This window comes from Congregibacter sp., assembly GCF_047617445.1.
GTDB lineage: Bacteria > Pseudomonadota > Gammaproteobacteria > Pseudomonadales > Halieaceae > Congregibacter.
Genome location: NZ_JBLGBE010000025.1, coordinates 1 through 16,064 on the forward strand (window position 1 = coordinate 1; position 16,064 = coordinate 16,064).

The 16,064-nt window shown below is 55.3% G+C and carries 11 protein-coding genes; 1 reads left to right on the top strand and 10 read right to left on the bottom strand.

All coding sequences use genetic code 11. The annotated features are described in order from the left end of the window. The 10 genes from ACI9KD_RS07900 to ACI9KD_RS07945 form a co-directional block, all read right to left on the bottom strand. Positions 1 to 726 (bottom strand): SapC family protein (locus ACI9KD_RS07900; RefSeq protein WP_414980617.1); only part of this gene is annotated, 726 nt, incomplete at its 3' end. Between the two features lie 24 nt (positions 727 to 750). Continuing rightward, the gene (locus tag ACI9KD_RS07905; RefSeq protein WP_414980618.1) at positions 751 to 2,310 is read right to left on the bottom strand and encodes a tryptophan halogenase family protein; all 1,560 of its coding nucleotides are present in this window, start codon (positions 2,308 to 2,310) and stop codon (positions 751 to 753) included. A gap of 109 nt (positions 2,311 to 2,419) precedes the next feature. After that, positions 2,420 to 5,443 (bottom strand): TonB-dependent receptor, encoded by a 3,024-nt coding sequence (locus ACI9KD_RS07910; RefSeq protein ID WP_414980619.1) that lies wholly within the window; start codon positions 5,441 to 5,443, stop codon positions 2,420 to 2,422. Between the two features lie 996 nt (positions 5,444 to 6,439). After that, entirely contained in the window at positions 6,440 to 7,687 is a 1,248-nt protein-coding gene (locus ACI9KD_RS07915; protein ID WP_414980620.1) for a cytochrome c, read from the bottom strand. Continuing rightward, the gene (locus ACI9KD_RS07920) at positions 7,684 to 8,016 is read right to left on the bottom strand and encodes a high-potential iron-sulfur protein (RefSeq protein ID WP_414980621.1); all 333 of its coding nucleotides are present in this window, start codon (positions 8,014 to 8,016) and stop codon (positions 7,684 to 7,686) included. Before ACI9KD_RS07920 ends, ACI9KD_RS07915 begins: the two co-directional genes overlap by 4 nt. A 104-nt stretch (positions 8,017 to 8,120) precedes the next feature. Beyond that, entirely contained in the window at positions 8,121 to 8,978 is an 858-nt protein-coding gene (locus ACI9KD_RS07925) for an aldolase/citrate lyase family protein (RefSeq protein ID WP_414980622.1), read from the bottom strand. Between the two features lie 58 nt (positions 8,979 to 9,036). Continuing rightward, complete coding sequence (locus tag ACI9KD_RS07930; RefSeq protein WP_414980623.1) at positions 9,037 to 10,161, bottom strand: hypothetical protein; 1,125 nt, start codon at positions 10,159 to 10,161, stop codon at positions 9,037 to 9,039. A 38-nt stretch (positions 10,162 to 10,199) separates the two neighbouring features. Further along, positions 10,200 to 11,666 (bottom strand): hypothetical protein, encoded by a 1,467-nt coding sequence (locus tag ACI9KD_RS07935; protein ID WP_414980624.1) that lies wholly within the window; start codon positions 11,664 to 11,666, stop codon positions 10,200 to 10,202. Between the two features lie 12 nt (positions 11,667 to 11,678). Continuing rightward, a complete protein-coding gene (locus ACI9KD_RS07940; RefSeq protein WP_414980625.1) occupies positions 11,679 to 13,016 on the bottom strand; it encodes a DUF1552 domain-containing protein in 1,338 nt (445 codons plus the stop codon). Next, a complete protein-coding gene (locus ACI9KD_RS07945) occupies positions 13,016 to 14,731 on the bottom strand; it encodes a DUF1592 domain-containing protein (protein WP_414980626.1) in 1,716 nt (571 codons plus the stop codon). The genes ACI9KD_RS07940 and ACI9KD_RS07945 overlap by 1 nt, the downstream gene beginning before the upstream one ends. 242 nt (positions 14,732 to 14,973) lie before the next feature. Between ACI9KD_RS07945 and ACI9KD_RS07950 the strand changes: the two genes are divergently transcribed. Beyond that, a complete protein-coding gene (locus ACI9KD_RS07950; protein WP_414980627.1) occupies positions 14,974 to 16,032 on the top strand; it encodes an META domain-containing protein in 1,059 nt (352 codons plus the stop codon). Positions 16,033 to 16,064 lie beyond the last annotated feature (32 nt).

Below are 16,064 nucleotides of genomic sequence, written 5' to 3' on the forward strand. Positions count from 1 at the left end.
CTCCGGGAGCTGCGCGTTGCGACGATCAATCATCGCGCGAAAGTGCGAGTGCGACGCCATAATCATAAAAATGGATTGCATGTGCCCGGCTTTGTGCAGCGATGCGACCACCGCATCGTCCAGTTCATTCAAGCGATCCTCATTGATCGTATACAAACCCAAAAGCTGACGTTCAGCGTCATTCTTCAAGGTGATGCTCATAGTGACGCTTTCAATAAGATCGTTATCTGAAAGCGCCTCGACAAAAGATGCATTCAACTCTAAGCCCAGTTGAATATCTTCCAGCAGTTCAGTGAGGTTTTCCAGGTAGGGTGTGGAGCCTCCGTGTTCTAAAAACAAAGGCTGCCCGTCCTCTGCCGACGTCAGTAAAGGGCTCTCCATATCTATGGTGATAACGGCCTGCCGGCCATCCGCATGCTCGGCATTGGCTTGGTACCCAATAAGAAACGGACCGCGAAGGATGCTCATGGGAACATAGGGCGGCTCCCAGCCTTCTGGCCCGAGAAACAAGTTCTCTCCCTTTTCAAAACCCAGAAGAATAATCGGGAAAAACTGACCTGTGTTGGCGTCTTTTTGAAAGAAAATCGGGTAATGCGCTTGAGCACGCCGTAACTCCAGTGGAAAAGTTACCGCGTACTGCACAGCGTCACCGGTATCGGCGCTGCGTTGAGTAAGGATACGAACATCACGGTGTTCGACATTGTTGAGCATTTCGTATCTGGCCATCAGGTATCCCAATCATGGCGCGACTTAGACGCGCGATAGTCCATAGCGGTTAATTTTATCGATAAGTTCTCGATTGGCCGGAAGTGCTCCCAGCATTTTTCGAGTCTCCCGGGCATTCTCGGCAAACAGGTTTTGGGCACGCTTACTCTCGGCAGGGTCCGCTTCAGCTACAGTCGCTGCACCCTGAGAGCGAAAATCCATGCCATACAGCACGTACTGATAACTAGCCGTCGAGAACAACTCGTCTACCTGTGCCTGATCACCATGCCAGGGACAATGATAACCCCACAGGACAAGGGAGTCGCGCAAGCGCTGAGGAATGGATTGGGGGTCACGGTGGTCGCGCCAATACGCCGAATCCTCGCGCTCACTCAGCACATAATGCAGCTTCAAAAACTCAATGATGCGTTCCCAGTGGCCACCAAATCTCGCATTAAATCGATCAGCGACAATATTCATGACCTCACGATCGGGTGGCATGAGCTCACCCAGCATCTTCGCAGACAGCTCGATCATTACCAACGCAGAAGCCTCCAGGGGCTCCACAAATCCCGCAGAGAGGCCGATAGCCACGCAGTTGCGGTGCCAGAAACGTTCCCGATACCCGGGCCGAAAGCTGATCTTTCGCGGCGTACAGCTTTCACTAAACTCAGGGCTTGCCGTCTCACTGAGATAGTCACGTAACACGCGTTCAGCCTGCTCATCGCTGGTGTAGCGACTGGAGTAGGTGTATCCAGTACCACGACGGGTCGGCAGCGCAATATCCCAAATCCACCCTGCCTCTTGCGCGGTGGATACCGTAGCCGAAGCGACGGACTCAGACTCATCGGTCCGGGGAACCTGTACCGCCAGGGCAGTATCGTTAAAGAGCACGTCAGACATGTCTTTAAATCCCACGCCGTAGTGCTCGCCGAGGAGCAGTGAACGCATGCCCGTGCAGTCGACAAATAGATCACCTGTAACAACACGACCGGTCGAGGTATGCAGCGCACGAATATCACCGGCGCTATCATTCTCCACAGAATCGACGTTTTCCAGCAGATGCTCGACGCCTAAGCGCTCCACGCAGTGCTGCTGGAGAAGCGCAGCAAACTTACCGGCATCCAAATGATAGCCATAGTTCAGATTACTGGCATATTCAGGCGTGACAATCTGTTTGGGTCCCAAAGCCTGCGCACAGACCTGCCCCTGGGGCGACACGGCATCAGAAAACGACACCTGATTGCGCACCGCTTGCCAGTGTCGCGCCAGATTGATATCGGAGAATCCGCGAGGCGGCGTAAAAGGATGGTAGTAGCTCTCCTGCCCGCCGCGAAGCCAGCCCACAAACTGTGTACCCTGCTTAAAGCTGGCATCGCAGCTTTTGAGAAACTCCGTCTCTGAGATACCCATGCGGATCAGGCTACTGCGCATGGTGGGCCAGGTACCTTCGCCTACGCCGATGGGACTAACGTCCGGTGACTCTACGAGACAAACACGAACAGGCGAGCCCGCGCGACGCAGTTCTGCGGCTAGCAGCCCAGCCGTAAGCCAGCCAGCGCTGCCGCCGCCGACGATGACAACTGTTTGAATGGCGTCAGCCATAGCAGTTCCTGTCAATGAATCCAGATACCCTAGTATAGAAAAACCGCCACTACTAATGCAGTGGCGGTTTTCAGAGTAAGCGCACGGAGGCGCTTATAGACCAAGGCCGTTAAAAGTTAGCGCGGAAGCCGAGCGCCCAACGCGAGCCGGTTTGCCCTGCTTGCAGGACATTCAATGGCGATCGTGAGTGTTCCCGGAAGGTCTCATCCGTCACGTTAATCCCTTCGAAGAAGGCTATGTACTGATCCTCACCACCAAACCGATAGCTGGCCCGCGCGTCCCACTGACCGTACTCCTCCGTGTAGCGCGGCTGCGCACCGCCCGCGTCAGTGCCGATTCCTCCGAGGAAGTCATCGCGCCAGTTGTAAGCGAGTCTCACCTCGATGCCATTCTTGTCGTAAAAGCCAACGAAGTTTGCGGAGTCACTCAAACCCAAAAGCGCGAACTGCGCAGCCTCCTCAGGCCTGACCAGGTTGTCGTAACCGACATCCCCGTCGACCACGGTGTAGTTGACGACAAAACCAAAGCCCGTATCCGCGAAGGCATGCTGAAGAGCAAATTCCCAACCGTCGATAGACGCCTGCTCCTGGTTCGATGGAACCCGAACCCGGAATGCCATGGGATCGTTCCCGGTCGTTCCCGTAATAATCTGGTTGGCCACGTCAACCGATGGATCATTTGCGAAGTTCGTAAAGATGTACTGCCGTACGTCGTCCCCTGTCGCCGCTCCCGCAGCTCGGGCCTGCGCGGCCAGACCACCTGTTGTGGGGTTACCCAACTCAGGAAATAACTCAACCCCCGTATTGAAGGACTCACCCAGGAAGTTCGTTACGTCCTTCTTGAAGTAGCCCAGAGCTACGTAGCTGGTCTCGCCGTAGTACCACTCGAAGGAGAAATCCAGGTTTTCGGATTCTAGCGGCTGTAGACTCGGGTCACCGGAGAAGCCGTCACAACCGTTACCCGGCGTACAGCCGCCAACGGTCAGCCCGCCCTGAATAGACTCATATCCCGGCCTCGACATGGTCTCACTCCAGGAAGCCCGAAACATCACATCCTGCAAAATCTCGATATTGAAATCGATATTCGGCAGCACATTGTCGTAGGATCCGGTGAGGCTGGTGAAATCCTGAACGGCGACGCCGTTCGCATCGAGCTGCGTCACGGCGGTCAATTCGTTGGCGGTAATCCAGTCGAAACGATCAATGACCGGCACCAGTGCTTGCGAGGCCACATCTGTGTCTTCGTAGCGAACGCCGAGGTTCAAGTTAACCGCCCTATCACCCCATTCCAGATCAAAATCCACCTGAATGTAAGCCGCCGTCTGTTCTTCCTGCGTCCGCTGATCACGTGTCCAGGCCGTTGATGGGCAGAATCCATCGCCGCAGTCTCCGGGTATGGTACTGGCATTGCTTACCGATACACCCTGGGCTTCAAGCTCACGGGCGCGATCGATAAGCGCGTTCGTATCCCAAGTGAAGAGTTGGGTTGTACGCCGCTCGTCACCGGCGTTGCCAAAGTCCTCAAACCAATCGGCCATGGATGCCGGCGAAAGAAGGTCGGCAATGTCGCCTGGTGCTCCAACGCCGCCCCAGGTGTCACGCTGCGTAGTCGCCTGCTGCGAGACGTTATCAACCTCCGTGGTTTGGATGCCGAAGTTGATACTGGTTATATCGTTGAAGTCGAACTTACCGGCGATTTTGGCCTGTTCGATATTCATTTCGTTCTGTTCATTGGTGAACACACTGCCTCCGATCAGCATATCGTTGGGCGACAGCGGTTGACCGTCCCGGAAACCTACAGACAAAATCGGCAGATCCGTTGCGAAAAAGCCACTGGCCCGCGTACGAAGTGGAGACGTGATGGCCAGCGACATGCTGCTGCCCAAGGGACCGTTGGGCGAGCGCTCGGCCGATGAATCGTGATAATCAAATTCCAGCGACAGGCGGTCGGTAGCGTCCCAGACCGCGTTGAAGCCTACGGAGAGGTTCTCTGACTTGGTGGAATCGACGCCAACCCCCATCGGTGTATCGCTGCCACCGTAGGTCTCCGAGTACTCGATGGGACCTGCGACGGGGCCATCGGTCCACTCAGAGCTCCGAGATGCCGCATCTGCAAGGCTGAACCAAGCCGAGTAGTCATTAAACGAACGCTGAATGTCTTGTGTTGAATAAATGATATCCAGCGTAGTAGTAATCGTTTCAGTGGGCGCCCACTGCAGAGTCAGGTTGCCATTGATACGCTCCCGCTCGAAGCTTTCCCGGCGGTACTGAAGCTGCTGCGGAACGGCATAAAGCTCGGCACTATCTGTGGGCCGGTTAACCTGATTTGCGTCGTTCGGAATACCCGGCCAGGCGTCATTAGCACCCTCTGCCCCTGTCCAGGAACAGCAGATAGCATCGCCTCGCAGTGGATACCAACCATTAACCTGCGCAGAATCCACACCCTGATTTCGGTCCTGGTAGCTACCCGCCAAGGAAACACCGAAGGTACCGTCCGCAAACACCTGCGCAAACAAGCCGGAAAGCTCGGGGGTCAAATCGTCCCCATTAACAGAATCGGCAGAGGTATCGTGAACCGCCTTGCCGCCGATGGTGAAGATGCGATCTTGGCGCATCTCCAGTGGCCGCTGCGTCTTGATGTTAATGGTAGAACCGATACCACCCGTAGGCAGTTCCGCGCGGCTGGTCTTGAAAACCTCTACGCCTGCCACACCCTCTGATGCAATATCAGCAAAGTCGAAGGAGCGGGTTCGATCCTGGTGGGTAGGCATCTGGCGGCCGTTAACAGTCACCAGATTGTACTCAGGGCCGAAACCGCGGACTGTGACTTTACTACCCTCACCGCGGGTACGGTCGATAGACACACCGGTGATGCGCTGGAGAGACTCCGCGAGGTTGGTATCGGGCATCGCGCCGATATCCTCCGCAGAGATGGCGTCTACAACACCCTCGGAGTACCGCTTGATATCAGCGGAAGCCGCGAGGCTCGCCCTGATACCCACCACAACCACCTCTTCGAGGGCGCCGGAATTCACTTGCTCCTGCGACATTGCTGCGGTTGGTGCTAGCAGCGTACCGACGGCCAGTGCGACAGCCGTTGCAAGCGGATTTTTTCTGAGAGTTTTGTTAGCCATAGAGGTGCCCTTAGCTTTATGGATACGTGAAGTTGCGTTGACTGAAAAATTTCAAGAATAGCTCGGCGCGTGGCGACAACCACGACGACGATAAATACTGAATATGAGTGAACAATCGGAGCGTCGCGTTGTCTGAACACAGGCACAGAGAGGACCGTACCCAGGTTTGGATAGCGCTGATATCTACTTGCAGAACTGCGGATGCTCTACTCATTAATTATAGTTTTGACTGCCCATTTATAGTTATATCGGGTCTGGGGTTAACGTCTTTGCGTTACCTCCAAACCTCGGACTTCTCGTTCAAGTTACGACCTGTCTACACCACGCGCCAGGTCTTCACCCTGAAAAATTGCGTAATGCATTGCCAACAAAATTGATCGATAGCAAGTGTCGCCAACTTTAACAACCTGAACACTACCCGTCAGCGGAAGTCGCTTTCTAGGCATTTACGCTGAATGGGACTGAATAAGCGCCAAGATGGATTTATACGGCAGACGCCGCCCGACGCATGATGCCCCGCGCCCTATCAGAGTGCAAAACGGTGCGGAGATAGCATGCATATAAAATGGATAAGGTCGGAATCAGTAGCGTGAACGGCGTGCTTAGGCGCATCCAGCACTATTTAGCCACAGCGCCGCAAAAGACTGTACAACAAGGCCAGTGGACTAGCCGCGACCTCGGCGAAGTAAGAGCATTAAGCCTGCGCTAAGCAGAAAAACGGGCGCGGGCACCGGCACTTCCGTTGCGGGTTCGTCGTCATTAAAGCTACCGCCACCATTTTTGAGCGACGCTTTACTTCAACCGCCCCCCAACCACCCCCACAGCCAGATTGCCGGCAGCGTGGTTTAGCGCGGCGTCCAGGTCGCCAGATAAACAGCTGATTTGCTGATTTTTATAAGGCAATCGAGTATTCACGGCCGCCCAGGGCAACAGGCTTGCAATCGCCTCGGGGCTTGTGTGTTGGTGCAGAGGGGTTCAGGAAGGTTCAAGCGCGCGTTAGCGCTGTTTTGCCACCTGCTCTTTGCTCACTGCGCCCGCCTCATGCCCCCAGGCACTGCGCATATAGCTGAGTAATGCCGCTACCTGCTCATCGCTCAACTTGTTGGCATAGGACTCCATTCGTTTCCAAGCCCTTGCTTGCCATTGTGTCGACGGTGCGGTCTTCGGTAGCTGGGCGCCGTAAAGAGTAATGTTAATGAGCGACGAAGGGTCCTGATCAACCACCACAGGACTGCCCAGGACTGGTGGACCCGTCTCGGGAGACCCCTCCCCGGTCGGTAAATGGCAGGTGCCACAGTGAATGTCGTATTGCAGCGAACCCGCGCGCAACACGGCATCCGATGCCGACTCAACAGTCCCCTGCGGGCTATTTGCTGGCAAGCTCTTCAAGTAAACGACCATGGCATTCACATCCTCTAGGGATAGATGCCGCGTACTGTTAACCACCACATTATTCATGGGACCGAACACACCTGCGCGCTGGCTGACGCCGAGCTTCAAGTAGTCCGCTATGTCCTGGTGAGACCACAGCGCCAAGCCGGTACTTGCCGAGGTCAAATTCGGGGCAGACCAATCCGACAGCTTCCCCTCGACACGCTCCCCGTAGGTGCTTCCGGACATAGCGAGTTCAGCGTCTTTTGCGCCAAGAAAGTTACGCGGGGTATGGCACTCACCACAGTGACCGAGCCCTTCGACCAGATAGGCTCCTCGATTCCATTCTGCCGATTGCTCTGGTTGAGGCTCATAGCGACCTTCGAAGAAATACAATGACTTCCAGAGCCCCAGGGTCCAGCGCTGATCGTAGAAAAAACCAAGACCGTTCTCTGGGGGCGAAAACTTTACCGGCTTAATTGTCTTGAGGTACGCGTAAATGGCCGCAATATCCTCGTCACTCACCTTGGTAAAGGAGGTGTAGGGGAATATAGGATACAGATGTGTACCGTCGGGGCGCTCGCCTCGCCTCATTGCCCCGCTGAATTCATCAAGGCTCCAGTTCCCGATGCCTGTCTCTGCATCCGGCGTGATATTGGTGGAATAGAGGGTTCCAAAGGCCGTTTCAAAACCAAGCCCCCCGGCAAAAGCATTGCCATCTTCCGTGGTATGGCAGCTGACACAATTACCTGCCGCCGTTAAATACTCGCCTCTCGCTGCTGACTCAGAGCTGCCAGCGATCTCAGCAGCACTCACAACAAAGGCCGCACTCAGGCCAACAAGCGCAGCCAACGCAACACTGCAAATCCTCAAGAGTCGACACTCCAGGAGTCGCAATGGCCCTGAGGGTTCACCGGCTCGCCAGAAAAGATTCCGCACGTTCCGCAGCCGGCACCACCGTCCTTTGCCGGATAAAAGAATTCGCAAGCTACACAGGCTCTGGCAGAGTCTGAAGATACTTCGGTATATTTAAGCGTTCGCCGAACGCTCTCCTGTGCGGAGCTCATACTGCCGGGATCCGCGCAGACGAGTGCATCCCTGCTATCGCTGTCACAAGCGCCCAACGCAGCAATAACACCTCCGGCCATCGGAATCTGTAGACTTCGTAAAAGCAGCGTACGGCGAGAGAACTTCTTGGGCATGTTTAACTCCTGATGTGCAACCGACAGCCGACGCGACCTGCGATAGTTAGCAATGCTTAGCAATAAATAACGATAGTGGGACTTTCAGCAACGCTGAGGCCACTTTAGCGACCGGCCGCACGCCTACCCAAACGAATAGCCTCATTTGAGTCCGACCCGTAAGCCAACAAAGCAAGGAAGCCTTGATCCACCCGCCGCGCGACCGATTCCGTACTGACGGTGGTCAGGTTGGGCTTGCCCGCGCGCTTGCTCTCCGCCAAGACCTGCATATTGATCGCCTCAGCCGCTTCTCTGTCGCCACCCAAGGCGCTAGTCAGGCTACCGATACCGCACACCAGTGCGCTATAGCCCGGGATGTTCGCGATTTCTTCAAGATCACTGAACACATCCGGATCTTCGATGATGAGCATCGCAACGATGTCACCCTCAGGATTTGTAGGCGACCACACATCGACACCCTCAAAGAACGAAACCGCGGTGCGCGCCTCTTCCACAGTCAGCACATGGGGAATGACTACGCCATTCGCTCCCATCGCAACCAGCTCTTTGACGCGTGCCCGAGCGGCATCTACACCATCCACAGAAATCGGGGGAATACGCACCAAAAGGGGCAGCGCATGGTCCGCACCGTGGGCGCCGATACCCTTGGCCACGTCCCGCGCCGAATCCGCATCGTAATGTTGCTCAAGACTCAGAAATGCAAAGTCCAGCAAGGGATTCGCCGCAAGATCGAGGCCTGTTTGCACCGTATAGGGAGCAGGCACCGCAGAGGAATCATCACTCTTTGCTTGCGTATGCTGCGTCACGTATTGCCCAAAAGCCGGTTGCCCGGACTCCCACAGTTCAATAAGACTACGATCACCTACCGTCTGTGACTTGCCTTGTTCAGCGGCACTCGCAATTGAGACCAAAGAACACAGCGCGTATGCCACGGCTGTGAGGATAAACTGCCGACCATTCATATACTGCTCCCGAACACTTCCAAGCCGGCTTTAGCCAAGCTGAAAAAAAATATGTGTTTTATCGCTGTGCGGTAGTTAACTCAGCGGACTCTTCATCCGGATGAATGATGTGCACCTGATGAAGCACAACATCCACGGCTGAAGAAATCGCCGTATTAGCCCCGGTATCGGGATCTGGATACCCATCAGCCAGTCGCTTCATGGCGCGATACAGCGACGCTGCCGAAAGCTGGCCGTAGCTTTGATGATGCGTCGTCCAGTTTCTGTTCAAACGGTGGTTGTACTGTTCAACGTCCACATAACCGGCCAGCAAACCCTCCGCGGTCTTTGGTGTCAGCGTCAGCTGAAGCTGAAAATCACGGAACATATGAAAGCCGCCACCAATGCCAGGAAAGGACCAGGGGAACTTTGTGCGCTCCGTTGGCTCTGTGGTCAGTACACCATCGACAATCTTGCCCTGCACTTCCTGAATAAAGCTTTGCCCCCAGCGCGCATCAACGCGTTGGGTGCCGCCGGCAACAAAGCCCTTGCCGGATGCGTCAGAGACCAGATCATCAAGACCACGATAAAAACTCACCGTCACACTCTCGTCGTTCTTCAGATCATCCACATCTGAAAGCTCGAACATCCAACGGTTGTAGGCATTGCCATACATAAAGAGATTGGAGAAATGATAGAAGGCACCATCAGGCCCACGGTAAATGGGGATGCAGGCAAGCGCTCGATTGAGCTGATTGTCGATACCCTCTTCACCTTCGGGACTGCGGTAATCTTCTGAGCTGATCTGGGCATCAAGATTGACGCCGTACGCCATAGGGCCCTGGCCCTCGTGAAAAGGGAAAGGCTCCTCAGAGGTCTCTAAGTGAAAGCGCCTGCCCTCCCGCATGAGCCGCGTATCGACCTCGGTGCGCACAACACCGCTCTCCTCAGGGAACAGTTCGTCGAACTGCTCCCGCGGTCCAATATTGAATCCCTGGGGACACTCAGCCTTGGCGTCGTCCGTTTGATACACAGACCAATGCCGCTCCGTAAGCACATAACCGATGCGACCCCCTGCTACAGGCTCGGCGCTAGCCACAGCCGTCAGTAGCGAGGACGAGATTACACAAGGCAGCACAACAAAAAGCTTACTGAGTTTCGGTAACGTGAACGCGGTATTTGCTTTGACTTGAAAAAGCGACATCGATCTTCTCTCCTGAGTGCCAGGCACTCCTAGTGCATTCATAGGCGGAACGCGTTCTCACCAAAATCGTCACGCAAAACAAACGCTTTGTAGCCGTTGCGTTTCCCGGTAAATTCACCGATCCCGTCACCGTTCGTCACACCCGGCGCCTTATCACCTTTATAGGTGTACACCGGCCGCGCACGAAAAGCCCATACGTAGATCGCCTCCTCGGCATTCTCCGCCGCGTGACGCCCCGTCTGGGGGTCAATCGCCATTACAGTCCAGAGCCTGCTATCGCTTTCGGCATCGGGTTCTGCGCGGACGTAGGGAAAAGTCTCTCGGCACAGCTGTGGATCGCTATTGCCGCAGATGGCCATGCGATATTCCTGCGCGGAATCTGGGTGATCACAGGCCAGCTGAGCAAAAGAATCATCGCGACAGTTGTATCGGTAAATGGTCCTGCCACGACTATCAGCCAGTACATGACCACCAAACTCGACTTCTTGTACGGTGAATTCTGCAGGCGGAACGACCGCGCGCTGCGTGTAGGCATTGTGCCAGGTAGGGCTTCGCCAGTTCGGCACATCGCTGCCCACAAAGCTGCGAGTACGGGGAGCGTTGTTATAGGTGTACAGCGGCTTGCCGCGAAAAGCCCACTGATTAAAACCCGAGGCCTGCTTCACCACCCCCCAGTCGCCTCTGCTCATGGCAATTTCTGGCGCGGGTACCGGCGTCCAGTCTTTCAAACATTCATCATCGCAATTCGATGTATTTAAGGTATCGCCATCGCGGGTATAGACAGAGTATTCCTCTTTAGTGACTAGCAGCCTTCCGGTTGTGCTCTGAACAACCTTGAATCCCGCCGGAACATCCGGCGGCGGCCCTACGGGCTGCCGAACAATACCTCCGTCACGGTCACGCTCCGCGGACATCTTTGAGCCGCCTAAGGTGTCGCCGGGACGCTGATCAAGGTCGGAGGTATACAGCGGATAACCGTCATAGACCCATTGGCTTGTGCCATCGGCTCGTGTCGCTAACGTCCATTTACCCACTTCTTCTGCATCGTCCGCCGCAAGCGCCGGCGGCCACACCTGGGCACAGCTTAGTCGTTCATCTGCATCAGGCAAAAGCAGGCCCGGGGGATAGGGGCTCATCAAGCCTGCAGAGTGCAGAAGAACTTCGTCAGTGCAGTTCGATGGTCCATCCTTTCGGTCACCTGTAGACCCGTTGCGCAGAGCGCCCAGAGGCCATCTGTACAGTGTTCGCCCCTGCTCATCGGCATAGACCGGTCCATCCAATGCACTGCTGAACACCTGAAAACCCGGAGGCATGGACTCTTCGATAAACGCTTCTCGCGCGTCACTTGTCGCAGACTGCCAATACTTGGACGCATAGGACACATCGCCCTCGACGTCCGCCTGCGCTACGGTCGGAATCAACTGGCTGGCACTCGCTATGGCAAGCGCAGCGAAGACCCGTCGTCGCATCTTGGGCAGACTCAACAATTGACTCAGCATATCCATAGACGAAAGCACTCAGGCCACAACCTCGCTAATCGCTTCGGAGCACTCGTTGCTCAAAGTACCCCAGGACGGCGTGTCGATACCCAAGGTTCGCAAAGCGGTGTAGCCAACCTGAGCAACAGACCCTCCCTCTAAATCGATATGCCGGCCACTCTTGACCTTACCGCCCGCGCGACCCGCTAAAAACACCGGCATCCCGTCTATCGCATGGGTTCGGGCGTAACCTACGTCTGTGGTTCCCAGGATCAGCACGTTGTCGAGAAGCGTGCCGTCACCCTCGGGCACGGCTTTAAACGCCTGGACAAAGTCTGCCCAGGACTCCATCGCACGTCGCGTGAACCAAGAGGCGTGATGCTGATAGCCCACTGCCTCATCCACGGGCTCCTCGTGGGTGCAGGTATGGTGAGGTTTGGGATAACCTGGCTTGATAATGGATGAGAATGCCGCCGAGTAAGTCATATTGAAAACCCGCGTCTGATCACAGGCGACGGCCATCACCATAAGCTCAGTCATCATCTGATGACGCAGCTTCACGGCATCAGCCGACTTATCCATGAGCGGATTCACTGGCGCCTCTCCCGGAGCTACGCAGGACGCAATGGGCTCCGGCTTGGTCAGGCGGTGATCAAACTGTTTTTCTAGCTGACGTAAACCGGTGAAGTATTGGTCGAGGCGCTGGCGATCTGCAGCGCCCAAAGATTTCATCATAGACTGCGATTGATCCATCACCCCGGAAAGCACGCTTCTACGTGCGATCAGTCGAGGATCCAAATTAAATTCGGACGCATTGGGATCCTGAAACTCCAGACCGAACAAACGATTGTAAAACTGCAGAGGTGACCACTCAGGTGCATTGGGTGTGGCCGCATTCAAGAAGCTATAGGTATCCCGCGCATCAGCAGTAGCCGTTGCTGTCAGGGAGCTAAATCGCGTAGCCCTGCCGATCTGCTTGGCGACAGTCACGTCAATGGTTTCGGCGGGCACTACATTACTATCTTCAGGCGCAACGCCAGTTCTAGATACCACCCAGCCGGTGAAGTGATTATTGTTTGGCGAAGAGTCAGGAAAAGCCGACCCATTAGTAAACAGGTTGATGTCGTCTCGAACCGGCTCCCAAGCAGCAATTTCCTCGGGGAGGTCGTAATTCGCCCCAGTCTTCTTGGGCACAAAAATCTCTGAGGTACCGCCAAGACCGTAGCCCCAGGTCCCAAACCGCACGGGCATGGGCCTTCCTGACGCCAATGCTGTACCACTTCCATTCAAGAATACTTCGAGAAATGGCAACGCTACCGACACGCCGACACCGTTCACCATGCCTTTTAACAAACGACGTCTATTGAACTTACTCATCACAACTCTCCGCCTCGCTGTGCGCTAGCTATCTGATTCTCGCCTTGATAATCGGATTCATTACCGGTGCTCGGATCTTCCTGAACCTTGGAAAAGGCATTACTCAACGCGACCGTGCGCAGTAGTTCGCGAAGTCGATATCCCTGCGTCGCAAACTCTTGATTGAAGTAATCCAGGACAGCTCGCGTCTCTACGCCCGGGGGTCCCCCTGTGCCATAGCTATACACGCGCTGTACAAGGCATCGAGGCAATTCCGCGTTTTCCCGAAGCGCCTCTCCCAGACCTACGGCACCGTCGAATTCAAATCCATCAAGTCCACCGCTGACATCAATGGTCGCGCCATTTTCTGTCAGTCGAAAGCCGCCAGCACCGTCAAACTGCTCCAGTGAAAGACCTATTGGGTCAGTAATTCTGTGGCAGCCCGCGCAAGACGGTGTCTCTAAGTGCGCACGGACGCGCTCGCGCTGCGTGGGATAGTGAGAGTCCGGATTAGCCACTACAGAAAAGTCGATACCCGGCGGCGGCTCGGGTACCACCTGACACAAAAAGCGTTCGCGCAATGCCTTTCCTCTGAGTGTCACCGAACTCCGTCCCGGGTGTGCATGCAAAGACAGAAAACTGATCTGAGTAAGAAGGCCGGCCCGCGGACTGCCTTCGGGAAACGTATGTGGCGCCCATCCCGGCTGCGCAGGCACGCCGTAGATCAGCGCCAAGGCGGGAGACATAACCGTGGAGCGTGTTATGAATAGATCCCGATAGTCGCCATCATTGACCAGCAAGTGATTCGTGGCCGTACGAAGCGTCTGTTCCCGCGCGTCCTCTGCCGTTACGCGGGTGAATTCCGGATAGATGGTGGAATCCTTCACGAGCGTCTTCACTTCATCAAAAGCCAGCATATCGTCGAAGAATGCCCGCATGCCCGCTGTGAGTCTGGGACTCGCCAACATCCGATCAACAGCGCGCTCCACCCCGCCGTCTGAGTGCAACTCGCCACTCTCAGCAGCGCTCAGGAGTTCATTGTCGGGCCCCGCGTTCCAGAGGAAGAAACTCAGACGCGAGGCCAGGGAATATCCATCCAAACGCAGTTGCTCGGGGTTTTGGGGATCAGGCTCTACGCCCTCTACAACGAACAAACCCTCAGGACTAATCAACATTCCTTCCAGCGCGATTTCGAGTCCGGCGTAAAAGTCCTCTAGTTGCTCTGCAGCATCACCCGCAAGCCCGACGTACATAGAGACCTCAACATCCGTCAATGCGCGACGAAATAGCAAACGCCCGACGTTTGACAAAAACTGCGCGGCGCAGTCGTGATCAGCACCCTCGAGAGATGCTGGCTGACATGGAACGAGATAGTTACGGTGTGTCGCGTCTACGACCTGGCTAGCCACGCTGGACGCCACGCTCTGGATACCCTGAAGCTGTGCGCTACTGACTCCGGCAATGGCCGCACTGTTGGCGAGTAAGCCTTCGGTACGCGCTACCGGAGCAAATTCAACTTGTAGGTCTATGCCGGGGCCAAAAATGTAGCCCAGGGAATTGCGATACTGGTCCGCGGTCATCAGGCTTGTAAACGCCTTAGTGCCCGGACTTTCGGGCTCAGGGTCCGAGCAGCCCAGCAGCGACAACAGAACAACAACGCTCAAACATCCTGTTCGAAGCGAAGCGCTCCCGCAGCAGTGCCAGCTGGCAGTCAGACGCCCAACAAAACCCATCATTTTTATTACTCCGTTCTAACTCCCGTGGTTCGCTCTGAACGATGGATAAGCTGCTCTCGCAGCACTAGCGGAGTAGACGCGCTTGCTTCAGATACGAACTAGGCTTGTTAGAGAAAATCTTATTTTTTGTATGTACGAACGTTCGCATGATTCCCGATTCACTTCAACTACTTACGGTGCTTGGGCGACGACTAATATTGGTTCACAATTGCCGAATGCCGCTTGCAAATGGACATAAATTCATGCCCTACAACCTTCGACTGCTGGGCTTGACTCGCCTACTGCTCATCGGCGTTTTGGCACTCTCGACCGCCGTGCAGGCAAAACTCGATATTAGCGAAGCCAGTAGCTTTGCGGGCACCCTCCCCTGCGCCGACTGCAGCGGGATCAAGTGGCATCTCGATCTGTGGCCCGAGGGTCGCTTTCATCTTAGGAGGGACTATCAAGGCCGAGAAAATCGCGACGATGATCTGGGGCGCTGGCGCGTGAACCCTGCCGACGACAGCTTGCTGTTGTTTGGTGCCCAAGAGGCACCTCTGCGTCTGGCTGTGACTCATGAATCGACACTGCGTTTGCTGACTCCAAAGGGCGAGACAATCGAATCCACACTGCCCTATGAGCTACTCAAGCTCCCACAATTTTCTCCCGCCGAGGTCACGGTGCGTGTGGGCGGTGAATTTATGTACTTCGCTGACGCTGCGAGCATCAAGGTTTGCCGCACCGGCAGCAGCTACCCGGTACTCATGGAAGGACACTATCTTGATATTGAGAGACGCTACCTCAGTAAAAAGAAAGCCCATGACGGCAAACCAACAATGTTTGTGCAGCTTGAAGCGAGCATCGTCAATCGTCAGGCCATGGATGGGGAAGGCTCCGCCCAGTCTCTCCAGATACATCGACTTGTCACCGACGTTCCTGGGTTACGCTGTGAACGTGCCATGAGTACCGCCACACTTCCCACTACTTACTGGCGCCTGTTGAGCATCAACGGACAATGTTTAGCGACGCCGGAAGGCGCACGAGAGATACATCTGGTGATGCGCGACAGTGACGGATCGGTGAGCGGCTTTGCCGGCTGTAATCGCTTTAAGGGTAGCTACACCATCGATGGAAACGCACTATCTTTTACTCCTCTTGCATCAACTATGATGGCCTGCCCAGAGGCGCAGATGCAGATAGAACAAAACGTTCATCAAAGCATCGGCCGTGTCACTGCCTGGCGGCTTGAAGGGCAAACCCTGGAACTCTACGACACTGATGGCGATTCGTTAATGGTGTTTGATGCGGTTTATCTGCCTTGATCCGAACAGAACTCATTGGCTTTACTGCATGC

Coding starts and splice junctions, on each gene's coding strand:
- ACI9KD_RS07905 (WP_414980618.1), bottom strand. CDS start 2,310: ATGGCTGACGCCATTCAAACAGTTGTCATCGTCGGCGGCGGCAGCGCT.
- ACI9KD_RS07910 (WP_414980619.1), bottom strand. CDS start 5,443: ATGGCTAACAAAACTCTCAGAAAAAATCCGCTTGCAACGGCTGTCGCA.
- ACI9KD_RS07920 (WP_414980621.1), bottom strand. CDS start 8,016: ATGCCCAAGAAGTTCTCTCGCCGTACGCTGCTTTTACGAAGTCTACAG.
- ACI9KD_RS07925 (WP_414980622.1), bottom strand. CDS start 8,978: ATGAATGGTCGGCAGTTTATCCTCACAGCCGTGGCATACGCGCTGTGT.
- ACI9KD_RS07930 (WP_414980623.1), bottom strand. CDS start 10,161: ATGTCGCTTTTTCAAGTCAAAGCAAATACCGCGTTCACGTTACCGAAA.
- ACI9KD_RS07935 (WP_414980624.1), bottom strand. CDS start 11,666: ATGGATATGCTGAGTCAATTGTTGAGTCTGCCCAAGATGCGACGACGG.
- ACI9KD_RS07940 (WP_414980625.1), bottom strand. CDS start 13,016: ATGAGTAAGTTCAATAGACGTCGTTTGTTAAAAGGCATGGTGAACGGT.
- ACI9KD_RS07945 (WP_414980626.1), bottom strand. CDS start 14,731: ATGATGGGTTTTGTTGGGCGTCTGACTGCCAGCTGGCACTGCTGCGGG.
- ACI9KD_RS07950 (WP_414980627.1), top strand. CDS start 14,974: ATGCCCTACAACCTTCGACTGCTGGGCTTGACTCGCCTACTGCTCATC.